The following is a 21,742-nucleotide window of genomic DNA, read 5'->3' as shown; positions in this document are numbered from 1 at the left end:
TTCAGTTAAAGTGCTGTGGCAAGGATGGCTCAAATTACAAGCCATCCTTGAAGGGTACGAGCTAGCCAAGTCTCTTGAACTCTAAGATGTGATCAAGAGACAGCCTTAACTAGGTGGCTTTTTCGTAGGTCATTTGCTGCTAGTTTCACGGTGCCAATTCAATTGACACCGAATCAGAACTATAAACGCCTTTCGGGGTCGACATTTCAACCAACAACTCACCAGGTCCCTCCGACAAGTCCAAGATAGCCCGGTATAAACCAGCGCCACAATTGGCTCGGTTATCAATACCGAGGTAAGGATGATAAATAGCTTGATTGGTGCTGGCCTGCAAGAAGCTGGTTGTTCCTCTGAGCTTTAACGGATCAGATGGAGAAAACGAAATTTGCGTCTCGGCAGCAACGGGATTAATGGTCTCGCCATCCGACGCAGTGTCGCGAGCACAGACATAGGCGTCAGTAACCCCAACCAAGGTATCGGCGCGCTGGGTGCAATCCAAATTGGTACCGTCCCAAGCACAGAAGTAGACTTCTGGCGCATTACCCGCCATGACAATCACGCTATCGGCACTCACATCGACCAATTGTTGTGTACATGCGCCGGCATTAGCCGAATCTTCAGTACACAATTGGCCGTTGTAAATACCATCTGGGCCGTCATAGGAGCCATTCAGATCACGGTCAATGAGTTGGTCATTGTTGTTGTAAATACCATCTTCATCGTCATCGCGGTAGGCTTCACCGACATCATATTGGCCAGTGAATGAATCTTGGGTGTGCTCAAACAGGCCATTACCGTTGTTGTCGTAGAATGATTCCTCACCTTCAGCATAAGCCAAAATAGTGACCCGAGCGTTCTCCGGACGGAAGTTCTGCGAGCGCCAAAGTACAGTACAGACGCCACCTTGGGTTTCACAACTTGGCTCGATAGCGCCCCCCTCTGCGACAAAAGAGATCGAAGTGCCATCAGACACTGGATTGTTGAAGTGATCGGCAGCGCGAATCGTCACAGCCACTTCTTCACCATCATAATTCCAAGCCTCTGGGTTATGAACGTCAAAGCTCAGCGAGAAACTATCAGCATCTGGCAAGCCAACACCAATGGCCAATTCGCTAGACACCGTAGCGATGATTGGATCGCTGCCGTCAACCACAGCCTGAACACGAGCCGACCCTGGTAATGAGCCAGAGCGGACAGTCGTTGTGACCAGACCATCGTTGTCAGAAATGGCCGTCACTTGGCTGAGTTCGACTTTGTCGGCGCCACTAGCGAGATTGAAACTAACATCCTGGCCCTGTTTTGCTCGGCCGTTGGCATCAGTCACTTTGAAGCTAACCATCGACGTCGTTTGGCCACCCGTTCCTTGCAAATTGATAAAACGCGGTTCGGCAGAAACGAACTCGATGTTGCCAACCGGGGTATCGGCGATGCTGATACGCAGATTGTCGGTGTCACTGGAAGAGCCCAGCTCCACTGAAGCAGAGATAATATCTTCGGTTTCACAACCATCAGGGCGATAGGTTGCGATTGCAGTACCGCCTGTTGATTGAATACTGTCATCGAGAATCGCTTTACCTGCGGTGGTACAAGTCGAGCTAAAAGTGACTTCAACAGGCGCCAGGTAAGGTTCGCCCGAATCGGTTGTCAGTGTTGCAGTGACAGGCAGCGTCGAGCCATCCGACAACTCTTCGCCATCGCCGAGCGGACTGGAGATTTGTAAACTGATTTGCACCTCATTGATGGTGGCAAAGAGCTCATCATTGGCATCATCGAATTCAGCACCAATGGTAACGATGCCGCTATCGCTACCAGCAGCGATATCAATCATGGCGAAGCCATTGTCATCAGTCAGGACTACCCCATCGGTGCGGGACAGTTCGCCTTTGTCGCTAGCAATGGTCACTTTCTTATTTTGCGCGGGGCTGTTGTCTTCGGTTGCATTGACAACAATAACCGCAGGTGCGGCGGCGGAGAAATCAGTGATCTGCTGACAACCATCTTGCTGCGGTGGACAATCCCATAAGGTCACAGCCACAGCTTTGGTACTCACGACAGGCGTACCGAATACCTCAGCAACTAGGTCATCCGTAGCGTCGTTGAAGGTCGCATTCAAGGTTGCAACGCCGGTATCTTGACCGGCACTAATGGTCAGGAACGCTTGACCACTGGCATTAGTCAAAGCCGAGCCATCGGTTTGCGACAACTGGCCTTTATCGGTTGTAACAACAATTTTTTGACCACTAGCGGGACTATCACCGCTTGTCGCTTCAACTAATATTACGGTCGGTGGAGCTGTATTGATTTCATTGGTTTCATTACAACCTGTGATATCAGGAGCTGATAAATCAAATGAGTCGCAAGCCCATAACGAAATGGATACTGTGTCTGCTGCGGGTGTTGGGGGGGGCGTGCCACCGCCACCGTCATCATCTTCTAAAGAGCTGCCGCCTCCGCAGCCAACTAACGCGGTCAGTACCGGTAGCCATATCCAGCGAACCCATTTTGACATCATCAACATCTCCGTGCTTGAACTGGGTTTAATACATCCGCCGTCACTATAACGAACTTTTAACCCGACTAGTAATTGGCAATTTCAACTAATTGAATCAAAAAGCGAGCAAATGCGGCCTTTATCGCATTTAATACAGTTGTTAAGGTATGCCGGTCTCAAATTGATAGGACAAATAATGCTCCAAACAAACAAGTTATCGCTGACCCAACGGATCGTGTTGGGCATGATCGCTGGAATAGTTACCGGCGTATTTTTGCGCCAGCTCTTTCCTGACAACATTTTTGTCGACACCTATCTGACCCAGGGATTGTTCCTAGTGGTTGGTAAGATCTTTGTCGCCAGCTTACAAATGCTGGTTGTGCCCTTGGTCTTTGTTTCGTTAGTCGTCGGCACTTGCCAGCTTAAAGATGCCTCGACGCTTGGCCGATTGGGCGGTAAGTCGATTCTGCTTTACTTACTCACCACGGCCATTGCCATCGCTTTGGCGATGACCGCTGCGACCTTGATTGCGCCCGGTCATGGTTTGGATATGGACACCTCAGCAACATTTGATGCCGCACAAGCTCCAGCGCTTTCACAAGTCTTTATCGACATGTTCCCGCGCAACCCAATTGAGGCAATGGCAAAAGGCAATATGCTACAAATTATTGTCTTTGCATTGCTGTTTGGCTTTGCCATGGCCATTTCTGGCAAACCAGGAGAACGTCTAGCGGCGGTATTTGAAGACCTCAGCAGTGTCATCATGAGTTTGGTCAGCATTCTGATGAATTTGGCACCCTACGGTGTGTTCTGCCTGTTGGCGAAGCTATTCACCGAAATGGGACTGGGTACTATCGCCAATTTGGCGGAATACTTCTTAGTGGTGTTTGGGGTATTAGTGCTTCATGCGGTCATGGTGTACCCCACGCTGCTATCGGTGTTTACCCGCTTAAATCCAAAACCCTTCATGAAAAAAATGCGTGATGCCGTGTTGTTTGCTTTCAGCACTGCGTCGAGCAACGCCACCATTCCGGTCACTATGGAAACAGCCACACGCAAGCTTGGCGTTCACAACAGTGTGGCGTCGTTTACCGTACCCATGGGCGCCACCATTAACATGGACGGTACGGCGATCATGCAGGGTGTAGCGACGGTGTTTATCGCTCAGGTCTATGGCATTGATTTAAGTTTCGGTGATTTTATCAGCGTCATCGTTACCGCCACGCTGGCTTCAATCGGTACCGCAGGCGTTCCAGGTGTTGGCCTCATCATGCTCGCAATGGTATTACAGCAAGTTGGCCTGCCAGTTGAGGGTATTGCTTTGATTATCGGTGTCGATCGTTTACTCGATATGACGCGCACGGCCGTCAACATTACCGGTGACACCATGGTGACCTGCGTCGTTGGAAAAAGCGAAGGCAAAATGAATACCGATGTTTACTACGATGAAAACGCTGGTATTAAAGAAGAAGAGGTGCACCTCAGCAGCTCAAAATCTTGATATTATAGGTTGTGCAGCCGGGCTACCCGGCTGCCAGCTACGACAACAATCTCGGCCAGCTGACTTAGCCTCGTACAGTGCTTTATCAGCGTGTTCGAGCCAATCATCGACACTATCACCAGCAACGTACTCTGCTAAACCAGCGCTCATTGAAACTACAACTTGATGCGGCGCACTACCCAGATCGAATCGGCTCTTAATCAACTCAATGACCTGATTCGCCTCGTCGTTATTTAAATCCGGCAGCAATAGCAAAAACTCATCGCCTCCTAAACGGAATAAACGATCATTCTTGCGACTATGGGTCATCAGTTGCCCTGCGAGCCAAACCAATACGTCATCGCCGACAGCGTGACCATGCTGATCATTGATGGGTTTGAAATGATCGACATCGAGCATCACTAAAGAAGCAGCGGTTTGATGTCGTTTAGCGGTATCAACCGCGCGCTCTAACTCATCAAACAAGGCGTTGCGATTATAAGCACCAGTGAGTGGATCAATAAACGCCAGGCGTGTTAGTTGCTGCTGTTGGCGCAACATCATTAATGCCAAACCAAAAGTAAAGCCATAACAACAGCTAAGTCCGAAGGCAATACGAAACCCTTGAGCCGCGCCATAGTGGTGCCAGCATAAATAGATCGCAGCGCCGGTATACAGTGCCAGTAATACCGATGACACCTTAATCGGCAGGACAAAAAAGGCGGCAAAGAGTAATGCCGGGATCAAGTGCGTTGCATACATATCGGGCTGGATGAGTGCCCAAAGAGAAACCGGCAATGCAGCCATTATGAATAACGCATCGAGTACCAAGTGGATTTGCATCTCTGGTGCAATACGCCCCAACACCACGGTAGCCGCCAACATAATCGCCATGACTGATAATGCAGTGGCAATCAACGAATGGCCCCAAAACATGTGGAAGATGGCAAAGGCAACAACAGTGACCAGAGCCACTAAGTGCATGAGCAAGCTAACCCGAGGGCCAGCATGACCCGCTGGAATCGTCTCAATCCAGCGATTGCGATTGTCGGTAAGAGTCGGCTTGTAGCTAGTCAATTGACTTCAGGTGGGCTTTACCCCACCTGATCAATAAAGGCAAATTTGTTTTGATTATAGCCAGTTATTGCGCCCAATAACGCATTTTGTGACTCCAGTTTGCCAATACTCTGGCAAAGCTCACAGTTACATTTTCGGCCACTTTTTCAGACAATTTTTTGCGAATGACATAGCGAACCTGATGAATATCTTTTTCATCAGTGCAATGTTTCATCAATAACTCATCAGAGGTGGCAAGCTCATCGACTAAGCCAAGCTCGAGCGCTTGAATGCCAAACCAATGCTCACCAGTGGCGACCTTGTCCAGCTCCAATGAAGGCCGATATTGCTGAACAAAGCTTTTGAACAAACCATGAACTTCATCGAGTTCAGTTTGGAATTTCTCTCGTGCCTTGTCGGTATTTTCGCCAAACATAGTCAGTGTTCGTTTGTACTCACCGGCCGTTACTTGTTCAAAATCGATATCATTTTTCTTCAGTAAGCGATGAAAATTTGGCATCTGTGCAATGACACCAATAGAACCGATGATGGCAAACGGCGCGCAGTATAGCTTATCGGCCAAACATGCCATCATGTAACCGCCACTTGCTGCGACTTTGTCGACCACTATGGTCAATGTTAATCCCGCTTTTTTAAGGCGGTCCAACTGGGATGCAGCGAGCCCATAACCGTGAACAACACCACCACCGCTTTCGAGCTTAAGCAGCACTTCGTCGTGCTCGGTGTCGGCAACTGACAAAATAGCCGAGACTTCTTCACGTAATGAATCAACTTCATGGGCATCGACACTACCATTGAAGTGCAAAACAAAAATTCGGCCGCTAGTCACGTCGTCTGAGTCTTCAACAACTTCGCCCTTTTTGACCGCTTTAGCTCTGGCTTTTGCTGCTTTCTTGTCAGCCTTTGCTTGCTTTTTTTCTTCCTGGCGAAGCTGCTTTAACTCTTCTTCTGAGAGCAATTGATGACGAATTACATCTTGGTGATCTTGCAATTGCTCAGTCAAATCGGTCAATTCAAGGTGTCCCTTGCTTTGACTTCGCCCCTTGCTTGAGTTGGCAACAATAAGGCCAATAATCGCTGCTATCGCAACAACAAAAGTGATCGTTTTCGCTAAGAAAAGTCCGTATTCGTATAAAAATTCCAAAACAATAATCTCTGCTTGGCCGACTTCTTCGACTCAGTTCCTTGTCGACGCTCGGCGGTTTTTCGAAAGTACGCCAGTATAGAGGCTAATGAAGGCGCTGGACAGAGGCAACTTGTGTCACCAAATCTTTTAACGAGCCTACCTTTGGACAAACATTTTGAACGGTGGAGAGTGCCGACTGGCGTCCTGCAGGCTGAAATAGCTTGGCGAATAACGCGCCTGGTTTTGCCCCCTCACAGCTCATCAGCCAGGCAGCAAATTGGGGATACCAAAGCCGCTGGTGATATAAAGCAGCGTCGCTAACCAACGTGGTTAACGAGTACTGCGGGGTGTATTCGTCTGGCATCGGTAGCTCAAAATAGCGTTTAAAATAGTAGTGATTGATTTGCTGCAAACTAACAAAACTGCCCTTCTCTAGCTGGTGATAGGCCAAGGCCGTCGATGCGCGAAAATACTGCTGGGTCAGTTTTTTGTAGCTGGGCGTTCGTGATTGCAACCAAGGATCTTCTGCTTTCATGATTAACGGCAACAGTGTCTTGCCTAGTCGACTAAAATCCCCTTCAATACTGGCGCCGCTCAGACCATAGTAATCTGCGCGCGCAAATAAATGCTGTATCGCCAATCCCAACTGCTGATAGAACACTAACCGCTCGCGACCTTGCCAATGAGTTGACGGCAAGCTCGTTAGCACCGCACTGGTTGCCGAGTGACGGCCACTGATACCATGTTCGATAGCACGATGACGAGCTTTCGCCGACTTCCCTGGGCGACCATGTAAATCAAGTAGTAGTGTTCCGAGCATCTGTTCATCATGGTAAACATGATAAGCCTCAACGGTTTCATGCCACCGTTGGCCAACGTCGCTTAATTGCTCAAAACGCAAACCGTAATTGCGTAACGTATTAAACACCATCGCGACAACTTGCGGAGCAACCATTGCATTGTCCGCTAGTTGCGGTCTGGTTGCAGTGACCGACCAAAGCCAGTCTTGCGTTGACTGGGATTGTGGGCGGTGTTCGCGCAAGTTTTTGAACGACTGCTGCAAATAGCGATCGACACTCGTGACATCACTAAGCATTTGGGTTTGTAGCTGCATCGCTGCCCAATGCTCAGCACCTTGTAATCTAGCCAAAACATGACGCTGCCCGAGCATCATATCCAATTGCACCATGTTATCAGGCATGCCTTTCGAACCAAGCGCGACCCACACCATTCGTCGGCATTGCTCAGGTGTTGGCAAGTTAAGATATTGAGCAACTTGGCCACCACGCAACGGCAGTTCAAACTGCGAAGTTTGTTGCCACTGCGACAACAATTTGTTTGGCACCCCCTGCATGCAGCGCTCTGGCAAGCGCAATTTTTTGTCTAACCCGTGCAACGTCTGTTGGTAACCCAGCTCCGCATAAGTCAGCATCTCAGAGGCCTTTTGTGCTCTTGCTGAGGACAGTAAATCTTTTTCCAGTAGCCACAGACTCATCAGTCGACTGCCCTGCTCAGAAAAGCGTTGTTCACTCAATCGAGCCAAAGTAACACTGACGTTGTCTAAACTGCTCCACTGAGCTTGGAGCTGGCTTAATTGCTCAACACAAGCTAATGCCGCGGCCTTGATTGACGGCGATGAACCGGCATCGACTAACACCATGGCTTTAGCAATAGTGCTGTCGATGTGTGCCAGTTTTTGATCCAACATCATTAGTGTTTGTTCATCTGGTTGGGCAGCGAATTCGGTATTGAACACCATGGAAACCGCATCGCACTGTTCGGTTAACTGGCGATGATCATCAGGCCAGTGCGTGAGTGGCACTGGCAAGTCGCGAGCGAACAACTGGTTTGACATTAGCACCAAGTAGAAAAGGACGGCAACAACTGCAGATGGCAGTGGCATATATGAAGATCGGGACACCAAATATCTTCCGATAGCGAGGAGTTAAACTCTAATGATAACGCCAGCGCACAAAAAAGCTCGGCCTAAACCGAGCTTTTGTCTGTTGCAATCTTACCACTCAGCAATAGCTATTGGCCCTACGGCACAATTACCGACTTTGCCTGCTCTGAGATTGTCAGTTGCTTACCACCACTACTTAAATACTCAGCAACCTGCTGTTGCATCGATGACGTGACCAGCGCATTTTTCATTGGATCGGGCGCAACGCCAGGTACCGCCGCTGGACTTAACAGCGAACTGTGGAAGCCATAGGTAAAGCGGATGGCACCGGAAACCCCAGAATCATCTGCCACAGAGTCGCTAATACCGTCCATACCATAGGAGCCGATCAGCGCTTCGGTACCAGCGACTGGCCAGCCTTGTGCTGCGGTTGAGTTAGGCAGTACTTGGTCGGACAGATTGTCCGCACCGTTACCGACAACCTCTTGAATAAGCACAGGAGTCTGCAACTGAGTACTAATACGCGCAAAGTTGACACCATCTGCTGAATCAAGCACCTGCTGAGCGGCAAACAAGAACTGGCTAAGCAACGATGGATAAACCGTATCGACCATCATTTGATATTGCTCAGGATTGTTTGCTTTGATTGCAGCAAGTTCATCCGCAGTCAACGAGAACACATCTATTAGCAGCGCATCAAACGTCTCTGTTGAGGTTAATCCAGCTTTCAACACGGGACCAAAGGTGCCGCTGTATGCCACACTCGCTGCATAACCACCAGTTGGAACATTGAGCACTGCGGCGTTGAAGGTAAACGGATTCGGTTGTGCGGTGCCATCAGGCAGCGTGAACGGCGCGTTCGCGACAGCAACAGCTGAGGCACCAACGACGGCACCCTGCGACATACCGAGAAAACCAACGTTGTTAGCATCTAATAGTGGTGCCTGCATCATCGCTGCATCTCGCAGTGCTGAGAAGGTTACGGCGGCTCGCAGGGTCAAAATATCGAGCGATGCTTGGCGCATTGCGTCTCTTACCGACACTAAACTCAGCAAATTTAAATGGGTCAGGACATTACCATTGACATATTGCGGGCCGAAGTCAGGCGATGTCGCGGTTAACTCGTAAACACCATCACCAGTCAAGTCAGCACTACGACCACCGTGCAAAGGCAGGTCAACTGAAATAGTCGCCATACCTTGCAGTGCCATGGTACCGGCTAAACCCAGCACCGATTCTTTGACGCTAGTAATACCGTGGGAAAACACAGTAGTTGGCCAGCCACTAATACTTGGCTGCAGGGTCATTTCTGGAGGCAAAGATTCCACCGGAATGCCAGCCAGTTGGGCACGAATCGCGTTAACTACATCAGGGTCTGGAACGGTGATTAGTACTGATGCTTGCTGAATGCCTTTGACCTGTGCCAACGGATTGTATTGGGTCAAATGTTTCTCAGGATCGACAGGAGTGCCGGAAGCATCAGGGACATTAATTTGTAATCCCACCCATTTACTTGGGTCGGCCAAATCGCCCGGCGTCAGCGATGGGTTTTGCGCAAAGGCTTGGGCAGCAAATGACTCTTGGCTCAGCGCCCCGCTTTGTAGCGCGCCGGCAATTGATACTGGGCTGTCGCCTTGTGCTTGCCAACGAGTGAACAACACATCACAGACACCTGTCGTCGCTAAATCAGCCAAATCACAGGTCTCGTTACTGGCAATATCTTGCAGCATTGGCAAGTTGACCGTCGCGGTGTAGACCTTAGCCGCACTGGCGACCAAGCCCGCTTGCCCTTCTAGCACGGTGCCCGATAACGCCAACAACTGTTGTGCGTTGAGACCCGTATCAACCAAGTTATCAATGGTGGGCTGCGTCTGCGCAACAACCAAACGCGACACCGCCATTACATCCTCAACCGACTGGGTGGTAAACGGCATGCTGTAATTAACGGTTTCAACATCAATACCGGCACCAGCTAAGCCTGCTTCGTAACTATTCACTGCCGCTTGCAATTGACGCTGCTCGTCAGTACCCAAAGGTTGCGTTTCGTAGTCGAGACGCAACAGTTCATAAGACGTTGAGGGGTAAACACTGCGACCTTCGGAATCTTCAATTAACGATGTGGTCGCTAGCAAATAGGATGTTTTCGGCTTTAGTGGCTTGATTGGCACCACGACAACATTGGTGCCATCAGAACTGGTGACAAAATCAACACCATAGCTGAGTTGACCAACAACCTTACAGAGCAAGCCAGTTGGCACCTCTTGGCAATCAGGGTCGGACGACAAGGGATTACCAAGAATCACTTCTAACAGTTCGGCGGCACCGGGCTGAGTTACCGTATCGGTGTTAATCGTGAACTCGCCAAATGAAGCAACAGGGAAAGTAATGTCAATGACAATTGGCGCAGCAGTACCCCAGCCATCTAATGCGCTGAGCGCCACTGCGGGATCTGATACGTCGGTCGGGTCGTCAACCGGGATATCTAAACTGCCATCGGTGGTCGTCAGTAACAATAGATCAGAAGGCAGGGCCACCACCCCTGCGGCTGGATCGAATTGAATTCGAGTAAAGGGCACCGCAGGCTCTTGATCTTTGGCAACGTCTTTTAACGATTCGCCGCCACCGCAACCGACCAGCACGGCTGCCAACGCTGTTAAACCAGCGTATGTTGTTATTTTCATGTTTCTCCCCAACGTTTTGATTGTTATCGCGATCGCCTTCTCCTTGGCAACTGCTGTTGTTAAATTCAAACTCGCGTTTGAATATTGCCTTAAAGCTAAACTAAGCGGAGCAATTGCACTAGTGCCAGGGTGTTAACTTGATCCCAGTTCCAATAATTTGGGTCCAACAAAGGTCTCAGGTACACTGCGCACTGAATTTTTTTGTCGAGTCCGTTATGAATTTTGAAACTGTTGCAAGCGATGCATTTGCAGACAAAGTGATTTTAGTTACTGGTGCCGGTGCCGGTATTGGCAAGCAAGCGGCCCTTTCTTTGGCTGCTCACGGTGCGACCGTGATTTTGTTGGGACGCACCGTTGCTAAGTTGGAGGCCACTTACGATGACATTATTGCCGCAGGGGGCGTTGAGCCAGCTATTGTGCCACTCGACTTGAAAGGCGCGACTGACAAACATTACCTCGATATGGCTGCCACCATTGAATCGACTTTTGGCCGACTTGATGGCGTTCTTCACAATGCTGGTGAGTTAGGGGTATTGGGCACCATCGAGCAGATGGATATGACCATGTTTGATGAGGTAATGAAGATTAATGTACGCGCCCAAATCAGCATGACGCAAGCCTTGTTGCCACTGCTAAAGCAAGCCGAAAACGGTCGACTATTGTTTACATCATCATCAGTTGGCAAAAAGGGACGCGCGTTTTGGAATGCTTACTCAATATCGAAATTTGCCACCGAAGGGCTGATGGAAATCCTCGCGGATGAACTGAGTAACACCAAGGTAAAGGTCAATTGTGTCAACCCGGGAGCAACTCAAACAGGCATGCGAGCAAAGGCTTATCCAGCAGAAGATTCGTCGGCATTGAAAACTCCTGCTGATTTAATGCCGCTTTACTTGTATCTGTTAAGCGATGCAGCAGGCATCAATGGCCAAAGCATTGATGCCCAACCCAAGTAATTAGTTTTAATTTCGACCTTGGCGACGCTTGGCGTTCGCCTTGGGCTTGCTTGATTTTGCATGGCGCTGTAGCTGTCGGGCTCTGCTCTTTTGCGCGGTCCGGCGCAAGCGATGGGTGTTCACTTTAGTATCTTTGGTGACATCCAATACAGTGCGGGTTTCTTTCGGTAACGACACCGAATCCCGCAACACATTGACATCATCCAATGGCAACTCCAACCAAGCACCATGGGGCAGCTTCTGCGATAAAATGGTGTTGCCATAACGGATGCGAATCAGTCGGCTGACTGTTACGTCCTGGCTCTCCCACAAGCGACGAACTTCACGGTGTTTTCCTTCATGAAGGGTGACATGGAACCACTTGTTAGCCCCTTCACCGCCAGCAATTTTGATCGAATCAAATGACGCCAAACCATCTTCAAGCATCACACCCTGTTGCAAACGCTTGAGCATGGCATCATCGACACTACCAAAAATCCGAACAGCGTATTCACGTTCTAATTCATATGAAGGATGCATCAGGCGCGACGCTAATTCACCATCGGTGGTGAACAATAGTAATCCTGAGGTATTCAAATCGAGGCGACCAACAGCGATCCAGCGGCCGGCAGCTAACTTAGGTAAGCGTTCGAATACGGTCGGGCGCCCTTCTGGGTCTTTGCGGCTACAGACTTCCCCTTCAGGCTTGTGGTAAGCAATAACGCGACAGACAGTGTCTTTATCGGAGCGCGTTTGAATGACGTTACCATCGACACGAACAACATCAGCGTCTTCAATGCGATCACCAAGTTTCGCGGTTGAGCCATTAACACTGACACGGCCAGCACTAATCACCTGCTCCATTTCACGGCGCGAACCAAGACCGCTGCGGGCCAATACTTTTTGCAACTTTTCACTCATAGGGGAATCCAGTTTTAAATGTCATTAGGAAGTAGCCTTCTCAGGCGGCGCGCGATTGTAACACAGAACATCCGGCATACCAGCGACAAACACTTGCAGTAAAGGTTAGCTGCAATTTCGCTGATTTATCGGTGTCATCAGCATTTCTTGGCAAAATCACTTGTTCAGCGCCGATGGATGTTTTTAAATGCCTCATCCAGCAAGCTTTGTTGACTTCCAGCTATGACGGCGAATGCCAATCAAGATCATCGTATTGAATTAACTTACCGCGTTGAACCCGGCTGCCTTGGCCCAGACGGTAAGGATCATATTGAAGGGTTTTGTCAGTTTGCCATGCGCGCCATTGCCTCACTCGACGCTAAGTTTGTCATTTGGAATATTATTCCGCGCTACGACAAATCACTGCCAGAGATGGAGTTTAAGGTACGCGGCAAGAGCCTTAGCAGAGATAAAACCAAGCTGTACTTACATGCCATGAATGCCGATCTGGATGCCTTTGAAGAGCATTTAGACGACGCGTTGGTGCGTATGATTGACGCCTACCGCAAACGCACTGGCTAGCCTCATGTGCAACAGCCCACACCTCGATCAGGCTTGCAGCCACTCCCTAGCCGCTTGCGTTATAGCAACGACTGCAGGATTAGAGATACGGCGCTGAATTGAAATGGCAAAAAACTGCTCGCGAATATCATCAGTCGCGCCGATTTGCACCACGTTAAACTGCTCAGCAACTTCCTTGGCGATCGCCGACGGCACAGCAAACACTCCGGCACCAGCCTGACCAAAGGCCTTCATCAAGGCGCTATCATCAAACTCGCCGACCACATTGGGGCGAATATGATGCTGATCGAGCCATTGTTGCAACCGAGTATGCATCACACTTTGCTGGCCAGGGATCAGCAATGGTTGCTCATCTAGGCTGACTGGAAACTCGCCCGCTAGTTGCGCCGCTAAATCAGGCGTAGCCATAAAGCTCAAACCACAGTCGCCAAGTGGATGATTAAAGCCTCGAATACCGATATCGGAAGGAATAGGAGCATCTGCGATCACTAAGTCGAGCCGATGCAATGCCAACTCTGCCAGTAACTCTTTAAGACTGTTCTCCTTGCAAACAATTCGTATCGGTTCGCCAAGACCCAAGGCAGGTTGTAGCAGTCGGTGGGCAATGGTTTTTGGCACCACATCAGCAATGCCGATTTTAAGCTGTTGTGGTCTTTGCAGTGAGCTTCGACTTAATACATCTTGCAGTTCATCACCTAACGAGAAGATCTCATCGGCATAGCTAAGCACCAGTCGACCCGTTTCAGTCAGCTCTAGTTTTCTTCCTACTTTGGTAAACAGCGCGGTACCCAACTGCTCTTCGAGCAGAGTGATTTGGCCGCTGATGGTTTGCGGTGTCAGGTGTAAATGTTCGCTGGCACGGACTATACCGCCTTGTTTTGCCGCCACCCAAAAGTACTGAAGATGCTTGTAGTTGATCATAAATAACTTCGTATTTTTCGAACTGTTTATAAATTATATTCGAATATACCTAACCTTCTAGTGCAACTAAGCTGATTAGCGTCCATCTGGATAAACCATTAAACGGAGAACATTATGCTTATCGTGTTGCAATCTGCTGGTGCACCATTAACACCATCGCTCGAAGATTACATTCGTCGCCGTATCAATTTCTCCTTGGCGCGCTTTTCCAATGAGGTCCGCAAGATCAAAGTTCGGGTATCAGATACAGCAGGCGCTGGTGGCAGTTATGTCAAACGCTGCCTGATTAAAGTCAGCCTGAAGAACAACGCCGATGTCACCATCGAGGATGTGCAAGACAAAGCTGTCCTAGCGGTCGACAGAGCCGCTCATCGAGCGAAAAAGACCTTGCTGCGCAGACTCACACAAAGACGCCGTAAAAACAGATTTCAAGGTTCTCGATTTAGCCATTCGGCCGCTTAGTTTTATCAAGTTGATGGCTATTTCTAACGATCAGACAAGCTGATAGCAGTAACAGGACAGCTCAAGCATTACCCCATTTACTGGAGAAACCTATGAGTATTAGCAAGTTACTAAATCAATTTCTTGGTGCTGACAGTCAAACAACTGGCATTGGTGGCCAAGCCACTAAAGCCAATCAAGTTGTCAGTTCACTCGCCAGCAAACTTCCATCAGGGCTCGCTGGCGGCGCCGCAGCCGGCGGCGTCATGGCACTATTAGCCGGCAACAAATCGTCACGAAAATTCGCTGGCAAAGCAGCCCGCTACGGCGGCGCAGCCTTACTCGGCGGTTTAGCGTTTAGCGCCTATCGCAAATGGCAAACGCAACATCAAACTGCGCCCGTCAGCAACAATAGCGACCAACAGAGCACTGCCGCAGCCAAGCCCGACGCTTATGCTTATCAAGCGATAGAGAAAAGCTTTAAATCAGAGTCGGTGTACACGGAAAACTTTCAGTTAACGCTGGTGCAAGCCATGATCAGTGCCGCTAAAGCTGACGGTCACATTGATGACAAGGAGCAAACGCGGATATTCAATGCAGTCGAACAAATGGACCTGAGCCACGAGGCGAAAGGGGTTATTTTCGATCTAATGAGACAGCCTATCTCGGTGACGGATATTGCCAATGGGGTTCACTGCATTGAACAAAAGTCAGGCGTGTATTTAGCCTCATGTCTTGCCGTTGACGTTAATGGTCACATAGAGCAGGAGTACTTGAGCCGGTTAGCCACCGCACTCGAGTTGCCAGTGGAGTTAGCACAACAGTTGCAAGACCAGGCCGACAAAGCATTCCAAACGGCGGCCTGATTTGGCTTTGCCGGTTATAACGTATCAAGGTTTGCCAAGCAGAACTCAGCGCGAGCTGTGATCTGTTGTTGCTGCTCAGCACTTTGCCTATCCCAGTTTCGGTAAATCATACCGATTCTGGGGTTAGTACTAAGTTGCTGTCGGTGACGCACCATAAAATGCCAGTAAAGGCTATTTAACGGGCAGCTTTGTTCGCCGGTTTTACTTTTGTGGTCATAGTGGCAGCTGCTACAGTAATCGCTCATCTTATGGACATAATTGGCACTCGCCGCATACGGTTTACTGGCAAGCACGCCGCCGTCGGCAAATTGGCTCATGCCGCGGGTATTGGGCAATTCGACCCACTCAATAGCATCGATATAAATACCCAGATACCAGGCATCAACTTGGTCCGGATCGATGCCAGCCAATAGACAAAAATTACCTGTGATCATCAAACGCTGAATATGATGCGCATAAGCATAATCTAGACTCTGGCCGACAGCTTTTGCCATGCAATTCATTTTCGTCTGACCATGCCAAAAGAATTCCGGCAGCTGGTTGCTGGCGTCGAAGTAATTGAGTTGACCGTACTGCGGCATACGGCGCCAATATATACCGCGAACAAACTCGCGCCAGCCGATAATCTGACGAACGAAGCCCTCGATTTGTGGCAACGAAATGAGCTCTGGGTTCTCTTGATAGTGATGCAATGCGCTATCAACAACTTGCTTAGGACTGAGCATTTTGCTGTTTAAGGCGAAAGATAAGCGGCTGTGATACAGGGTCCATTGCTGTTCGCCGTGTTCTGTCATGGCGTCTTGAAACAAACCAAATCGAGGGAGGCAGTGTTGGCAAAAGTGCGCCAATAATTGCAATGACTGCTGGCGATTGACCGGCCATAGCAACTGACTGGTCGCCACCCCGATGGTTTCAACCTGATGGCGCTCAAGCCGTTCGATTATTTCGCTGACATCATTGCTAAAGAGCAATGGTTCCGGCACTTCTGCAATGTCGGCAGGTTTGAGTTTGGCGCGATTATCAACATCATAATTCCATTTACCGCCGACCGGTCTATCGCCTTCCATCAAGATATCAAATCGCTGCCGTATCTTACGGTAAAAGGTCTCCATCCGCTGATTCTTGTCGGTTGGGAAATATAGCGCCAAGTCGTCATAATCAACCATAAAATGCTCAGTATCCCATTGCCGCTTGGTCACACCATTGGCAAGTTGCAGCTGTTGCAACTGCTCTTTCAGTCGGTACTCATCAGGGCGCTGATAGTCGAAGTTGGCGATGTTATAATCGCGGGCATATTGAGCAATGAGGTGTGGTAACGACTCAAACCGCGCGGTGTCATCTAAGGTCAAATAGTTGACCCGGTGACCTGCTTTTTTCAGCGCCTCGGCGAAGCCTTTCATTGCCGCGAAAAATGCACACACTTTCTGATTGTGATGCCTGACATAGCCGGTTTCTTGATGTAATTCTGCAATTAAGTACAACACACCGTCATCGCGACGCTCGAACCAACTGTGGCTGGCATTGAGTTGGTCGCCGAGTATTAGCCTTAGCGAATGAACAGGTAAGTTCATGAAGTGCTAGTCCGTTTGTTTTGTAGTGTCATGCTGCCCTGCAACTCTATTTCGATTAGAGGAGCAGCGCTTAGAGCAATATCGTACGTTGGCCCAGTTGTTCTGCCAGCGTTTGCGCCATTGAAAGTAACGACCACAAGTCGCACATACCTTGCCATCTAAATGCTGCTTAAACATATTCGCTACTGCCAATTTGGCCAGTCAGCGCAATCGACGGAGTCTAGTGGCGCAGCCGACTGTTGCCCCTGCCAACGTTGAATATAGTCACCGTCAGGGTCAAAAATCTGGGTTTGCTTTTCGATATTGAAATGCCGCCCACCTTTTGGATCGGCGCCAACCCCTGCGATGTATTGCCAATTGCCCCAATTGACCGCTACGTCATAGTCAATCAGTTGGTACTCAAAATAGGCCGCACCATACCGCCAATCGAGTTGCAACTCATTGACTAAGCAGCTGGCGACAATTTGGCGTCCGCGGTTGGATAAATAACCCGTTGCGTTCAATTGGTTGATGCAGGCGTTGACCAAAGGAAATTGGGTTTTGCCGGCGCTCCACTGACGAAACCGCTGAGGATAAAAACTAGTCAGCGGGCGAGTTTCGCCAAGCCCCTTAAATTGAAACAACTTAGCGCCATGATGTTTGGCGTAACAGTGAAAGTACTCCCGCCACAATAATTCAAAATAGATCCAATAGGTCGAATCATTCGCTTCAACCTCCTGCTCATAACGCTTAAGGGCAGCAATGACGCGCCGCACCGAAAGACAACCGTTGGCAAGCCAAGAGGACAACTTGGTTGAGTGATGCCAACCATCAAGCTCGTTTCTCACTTGTTTGTAGCTACTCGGTTTGGCGCTATTAAAGTACTGTTTAAGGTGTTGTTGCGCACGACCTTCACCGCCTACCAAACGCCTCAATTCATCGCTGGGCATTGGCTGCAACGGCACCGAAGGGATGGCCGCTGACGCTTGTCTAATGGTATCGCTGTCGAGCGGCGACAATGGCAAACATGGCGGTGCCGCTAACGGTGTCGGGCATGGGATTTGTTCAATCAATTTGCGGAACTTACTAAAGCTACTTGGCAGCTGGGCATTATCGAATGGCAGCTGCTGACTTTGAAACAAATCGTAGCTGCTCAATTGCAACCACTCAATGTCGCTATACCGCTCAGTCAACTGTTGCCATTGTCGCTGCTCATGAGCGGTAGCGTGTAAGCTGCGGCAAACTCGATTGACCGAGAATCTATGGATTAATCCGGGTAGAGCCTTGGCTGGTGACTCATAAACGAGCAACAGCCGCTGCCCGAGCGCCTTGAGTTGTTGGTTCAAGTCTTCCAATGATTGATGCAGAAAGCGCCAGCGATGGCGCCCAATCCTTGGGCCGCTTTGTTGGCTCGTGGCTATCGGCTGAAACCATTCAGGCTCGACAAAAAACACACAAACCAATGCATCGCTGTTCGCTGCCATGTGCAGCACTGGGTTATCATCCAGCCGCAAGTCGTGGCTGAACCACATCAATGAGGTTCTATGCATCAATGGTGACCCCATGCTGGCATTGCCACGCTAACGCCGTTGTTGCTGGCCTAACGACTGTCATTGCTGCCCTGCTCTAACTCGTCTATCTCGCGCGTCAACTGATCGGCGTCGGCGCTGAGCATTGAATAGGTGCGAATATCACCGCGGCGCTGCGCTAACATGGCATGCTTCAACAGTAAGTCACGCTCTTTGCGCATCTTCTTACCCGGATTGGACTTAAACAAATTAAACATAGGCTCATCCTCAGCGTATTCACTCGTTATTGATGTTCAGTACTCAATCATCACTTCATTGCGACGAAAAAACGGCAGTGTCCAAGGCGGGTTGTACCGCGCAAGTTTTGGCGCACTTATGGGTGTTAGATTGTTCTCGGCCATCCAAGCGAGCAACTGTTGAGTTTTGGTCGCGACCTTGTCCTCCCCGGTTAATCCAGAAAAAGTCACTACCGCCATGGTCCGCGCAGGCACTTGGGAAACCACCACTTTGTTGCTGTTAGGCTCAGGCAACGTATCTAAAGAAAACTTACTTGGCATAACGAAGCCAATGACCCATTGTCCACTTTCATCCTCCATCGCTGGGGATGACGCAAGTTGGTTGGTCGCAGGTGAGCCGCTAGCTATGGCTTGCGGTGAAATCAACACAGGTGCAGTCATGCTTATTTCTTCACTGCCGCCGCTGGCGGAAGTGTTATTGCCGAATATGTAGTCTGCGACGGCACGAAACCCAGTACCAGAGGCATCATCCATGGTGCCAGTCACTGTACTCTGGGCGACGATCATGCTGCTGTATTGGCGAAGCTCGAAGTCGTCTTGTTGCGCTAGTACCTTGTAACTTGGTTGCTCAGTTGCCACGGCGGCCCCCATCACCAGTGCCAAAGCGGCCGCGAAGATAAATCCGATTAGCTGTCGCGGCGATGTATTGGCTGTATTCATTGGTTTGCCTTAAGGCTTTGTTGTCGTACTAGTAAAAACGTCGATAACAACAAGATGGATCGCTTATCGACTGAACGAACATGACAGTTTGCTCGTAGGGAAGAAAGACAAACGGCAATAGAGCATTAGATGATCAAATTAACTGTGTTTTACGACGGCACCTGCCCCCTCTGCGTCAAGGAAATGAACGCATTGGCGCGCTACGACAAAAAACAGCAAATTAAGACAGTCGACTTGTATAGCGACGAGTTCGCCAACTACCCACAAATCGATCAGCAGAAGGCAGACCGAGTGTTGCACGCGATTGATGATGAGCAGCAATTATTGCTCGGCTTGGACGTTACCCACAGGGCTTGGCAGTTAGTGGGCAAAGGTTGGATGTATGCGCCATTGCGCTGGAAGTGGATTAAACCATTGGCCGATCGTTGTTATTTATACTTCGCCAACAACAGATACGAGATTTCAATGTGGTTAACCGGTAGCGCTCGGTGCAATAAAGACTCATGCTCCGCGCCACCAACCGGCCGCAAACAGTAGACAGGCTACTCCTTGTTATCACCACACTCACTGCACACGCCACTGAGCTCAAATTGCGGTTCAACGAGTTTGAAGCCGGCATCCGAGGCAGACGATTTGATCTGTTCGACCAAGGTGTCGCTCATGGTGATTTCCTTGGTAGCACCGCAGGATTTGCAAACGACAAAGAACTGGTCGTCGTGATGATGAGAGCAATTAAGGTGAGCGCAAGAGACATATTTATTTGAAGAGGCTAATTTGTGCACCAACTCAACGTCGACGAACAAATCAAGTATCCGATAGACAGACATGGGTTGCATCGGTTGCTGGTGGTTTTGATTGTAAATCGCTACCACCTCATATGCCGATAAAGGCCTGTCAGCGGCAAGCAGAATCTCAAGCACCGCCGCTCGTTTTTCGGTTAGCTTAACCCCTGCGGCTTGGCACTTATTGTGGGCACTCTTCAGGCCTTTATCGATATCCATAGGCTATGTTTGATTTGTTACTCTCTACTTATCTTTACTATGCCAACACATGGCAAGTTACTGCTGTCCTAAGCCTGCATGCAGCGCTTTGCGATAGGCGCTAATAGCAGGGATTAATGCGACCAATGCAGTGACGCCCAAAGCTGCCGCAAGCTGAACGAGCTGCGCCGACGATAGAATTTGAGTTGACACGAAAATACCATAATGGCTTGCCAACAGATCACTGGCACCGTAAAACACCGCCCAAACTAAAGCCAGCGACATACCGATGGCTGCCGCAGTAACCAACAGAGCCTCAAGTTGAATAAGAACAAATAGCACAACAGGCCCGGCGCCTATCGCCCGGAGCACTGCAATTTCTTTCTGACGTTCTTGCATCGACGACAGCAACATGGTGGTTAAGCCCAGAATCGCCGAGACAAACACACACAAAGATATTACGCGCAAAATGTTCTCTACCGAGCTAATCAACGACCACAACTCAACGAGTGCAATACCCGGCAACACCGCCATCAGAGGCTCTTGCTTGTAATTGTTGATCGCACGCTGAATTTTGAAAATTGACATTTTCGACTTTAAACCCAGCATAAATGCGGTGATCGTAGCCGGCTCAACGTCAATGTCTCGTCCCTCTGCAACCGCTTGTTGTAGTGCTTTCAAGCGACTAGGCGGCATGTGCACAGCCTCAATACCAGCAAGGCTGACATGCACCGTGCGATCGACTGGCGTACCTGTCGGCTCCAACACACCAACAACTTCAAACGGCGCATTATCATGGTTAGTAAAACTGACTTGGCCAATACCGTGAGACAACACAATGCGTTTGCCCACTTGGTAGTTCAGTGCTTTGGCAACTTCTGCCCCAATCACCGCACCAAACGGGTTGTTAAATGCTTCACCATCAGCAAACGCCAATTGGCGTTTATCGCCATAGCGGTAAAACTCAAAGTAATCTTTATTGGTGCCAAGCACGCGATAACCGCGGTGAGAATCACCGAGTGACATCGGGATAGACCAAACCACGTCGCGTTGGCCACTGATGGCTTGATAGCTATCCCAATTGACATTATTGGTGGCATTGCCCATGCGAAACACTGAGTAAAGCAGCAAATTCAGCTGGCCAGTGCGTGCCCCGACAATTAAATCAACACTCGACACAGTGCGGTTGAAACTAGCTTTTGCTTGCGAGCGAATGTGCTCAACGGTTATCAACAAAGACAAACTAACGACAATCGAAAACAACGTCAGTAACACCGACGTTCTGCGGTTCATCAAACTTTTGTAGGCCAATTTCATCATCATA

20 protein-coding genes are annotated in these 21,742 nt (G+C 49.5%); 6 read left to right on the top strand and 14 right to left on the bottom strand.

Annotated features, from left to right (window positions below; genetic code table 11):
- Positions 1–145 precede the first annotated feature (145 nt).
- Positions 146–2,512, bottom strand: a complete 2,367-nt coding sequence (locus tag CBE68_RS13670) for an invasin domain 3-containing protein (protein WP_143824567.1) — start codon at positions 2,510–2,512, stop codon at positions 146–148.
- Positions 2,513–2,687: 175 nt separating this feature from the next.
- On the opposite strand from CBE68_RS13670, the gene CBE68_RS13665 reads away from it, so the two are divergent.
- Positions 2,688–3,992, top strand: a complete 1,305-nt coding sequence (locus tag CBE68_RS13665; RefSeq protein ID WP_087506656.1) for a dicarboxylate/amino acid:cation symporter — start codon at positions 2,688–2,690, stop codon at positions 3,990–3,992.
- Here the strand turns inward: CBE68_RS13665 and CBE68_RS13660 are convergent.
- The 4 genes from CBE68_RS13660 to CBE68_RS13645 all read right to left on the bottom strand — a co-directional run bounded on the left by CBE68_RS13660 (position 3,981) and on the right by CBE68_RS13645 (position 10,758).
- Positions 3,981–5,048 (bottom strand): GGDEF domain-containing protein, encoded by a 1,068-nt coding sequence (locus tag CBE68_RS13660; RefSeq protein ID WP_087506655.1) that lies wholly within the window; start codon positions 5,046–5,048, stop codon positions 3,981–3,983. The two genes, CBE68_RS13665 and CBE68_RS13660, sit on opposite strands and share 12 nt — an antisense overlap.
- 64 nt (positions 5,049–5,112) lie before the next feature.
- Positions 5,113–6,192, bottom strand: coding sequence for a protease SohB (sohB, locus tag CBE68_RS13655; RefSeq protein ID WP_087506654.1), 1,080 nt, complete (start codon positions 6,190–6,192; stop codon positions 5,113–5,115).
- Between the two features lie 85 nt (positions 6,193–6,277).
- The gene (locus tag CBE68_RS13650) at positions 6,278–8,095 is read right to left on the bottom strand and encodes a M3 family metallopeptidase (protein ID WP_143824566.1); all 1,818 of its coding nucleotides are present in this window, start codon (positions 8,093–8,095) and stop codon (positions 6,278–6,280) included.
- 119 nt (positions 8,096–8,214) lie between these two features.
- A complete protein-coding gene (locus CBE68_RS13645; RefSeq protein WP_087506652.1) occupies positions 8,215–10,758 on the bottom strand; it encodes a VolA/Pla-1 family phospholipase in 2,544 nt (847 codons plus the stop codon).
- Between the two features lie 215 nt (positions 10,759–10,973).
- Between CBE68_RS13645 and CBE68_RS13640 the strand changes: the two genes are divergently transcribed.
- Positions 10,974–11,714 (top strand): YciK family oxidoreductase, encoded by a 741-nt coding sequence (locus CBE68_RS13640; RefSeq protein WP_087506651.1) that lies wholly within the window; start codon positions 10,974–10,976, stop codon positions 11,712–11,714.
- Between the two features lie 6 nt (positions 11,715–11,720).
- On the opposite strand, the gene rluB is transcribed toward CBE68_RS13640, so the two are convergent.
- On the bottom strand, positions 11,721–12,614 hold the full coding sequence (gene rluB / locus CBE68_RS13635; protein WP_087506650.1) for a 23S rRNA pseudouridine(2605) synthase RluB: 894 nt from the start codon (positions 12,612–12,614) through the stop codon (positions 11,721–11,723).
- A 222-nt stretch (positions 12,615–12,836) separates the two neighbouring features.
- Here rluB and CBE68_RS13630 point away from each other — a divergent pair, with 222 nt between their 5' ends.
- Complete coding sequence (locus CBE68_RS13630) at positions 12,837–13,175, top strand: hypothetical protein (RefSeq protein ID WP_087506649.1); 339 nt, start codon at positions 12,837–12,839, stop codon at positions 13,173–13,175.
- 27 nt (positions 13,176–13,202) lie between these two features.
- Here CBE68_RS13630 and nhaR read toward each other — a convergent pair whose 3' ends face one another.
- Complete coding sequence (gene nhaR, locus CBE68_RS13625; RefSeq protein ID WP_087506648.1) at positions 13,203–14,096, bottom strand: transcriptional activator NhaR; 894 nt, start codon at positions 14,094–14,096, stop codon at positions 13,203–13,205.
- Positions 14,097–14,210: 114 nt separating this feature from the next.
- On the opposite strand from nhaR, the gene CBE68_RS13620 reads away from it, so the two are divergent.
- Positions 14,211–14,558, top strand: a complete 348-nt coding sequence (locus tag CBE68_RS13620) for an HPF/RaiA family ribosome-associated protein (protein ID WP_087506647.1) — start codon at positions 14,211–14,213, stop codon at positions 14,556–14,558.
- Between the two features lie 92 nt (positions 14,559–14,650).
- Positions 14,651–15,403, top strand: coding sequence for a tellurite resistance TerB family protein (locus CBE68_RS13615; protein WP_087506646.1), 753 nt, complete (start codon positions 14,651–14,653; stop codon positions 15,401–15,403).
- 14 nt (positions 15,404–15,417) lie between these two features.
- Here CBE68_RS13615 and CBE68_RS13610 read toward each other — a convergent pair whose 3' ends face one another.
- The 5 genes from CBE68_RS13610 to CBE68_RS13590 are packed head-to-tail and all read right to left on the bottom strand — an operon-like array spanning position 15,418 to position 19,438.
- Positions 15,418–16,974, bottom strand: coding sequence for a cryptochrome/photolyase family protein (locus CBE68_RS13610; RefSeq protein ID WP_087506645.1), 1,557 nt, complete (start codon positions 16,972–16,974; stop codon positions 15,418–15,420).
- A 6-nt stretch (positions 16,975–16,980) separates the two neighbouring features.
- A complete protein-coding gene (locus tag CBE68_RS13605; protein WP_087506644.1) occupies positions 16,981–17,151 on the bottom strand; it encodes a DUF2256 domain-containing protein in 171 nt (56 codons plus the stop codon).
- 5 nt (positions 17,152–17,156) lie between these two features.
- Positions 17,157–18,503 (bottom strand): DASH family cryptochrome, encoded by a 1,347-nt coding sequence (locus CBE68_RS13600; protein ID WP_188708269.1) that lies wholly within the window; start codon positions 18,501–18,503, stop codon positions 17,157–17,159.
- A 50-nt stretch (positions 18,504–18,553) separates the two neighbouring features.
- A complete protein-coding gene (locus CBE68_RS13595; protein WP_087506643.1) occupies positions 18,554–18,739 on the bottom strand; it encodes a DUF6435 family protein in 186 nt (61 codons plus the stop codon).
- Between the two features lie 36 nt (positions 18,740–18,775).
- Positions 18,776–19,438 (bottom strand): SOUL family heme-binding protein, encoded by a 663-nt coding sequence (locus CBE68_RS13590; RefSeq protein ID WP_229744750.1) that lies wholly within the window; start codon positions 19,436–19,438, stop codon positions 18,776–18,778.
- 129 nt (positions 19,439–19,567) lie between these two features.
- Here CBE68_RS13590 and CBE68_RS13585 point away from each other — a divergent pair, with 129 nt between their 5' ends.
- Entirely contained in the window at positions 19,568–19,975 is a 408-nt protein-coding gene (locus tag CBE68_RS13585; protein ID WP_087506642.1) for a thiol-disulfide oxidoreductase DCC family protein, read from the top strand.
- Between the two features lie 5 nt (positions 19,976–19,980).
- Here CBE68_RS13585 and CBE68_RS13580 read toward each other — a convergent pair whose 3' ends face one another.
- Both CBE68_RS13580 and CBE68_RS13575 read right to left on the bottom strand, forming a co-directional pair.
- Complete coding sequence (locus tag CBE68_RS13580; protein WP_087506641.1) at positions 19,981–20,439, bottom strand: Fur family transcriptional regulator; 459 nt, start codon at positions 20,437–20,439, stop codon at positions 19,981–19,983.
- 57 nt (positions 20,440–20,496) lie between these two features.
- Entirely contained in the window at positions 20,497–21,741 is a 1,245-nt protein-coding gene (locus CBE68_RS13575) for an ABC transporter permease (protein ID WP_087506665.1), read from the bottom strand.
- Between the last annotated feature and the right edge of the window lies 1 nt (position 21,742).

The organism is Neiella marina (genome assembly GCF_002165625.1).
In the GTDB taxonomy this organism is placed as follows: domain Bacteria; phylum Pseudomonadota; class Gammaproteobacteria; order Enterobacterales; family Neiellaceae; genus Neiella; species Neiella marina.
This window is presented reverse-complemented; position numbering and strand designations above follow the sequence as displayed.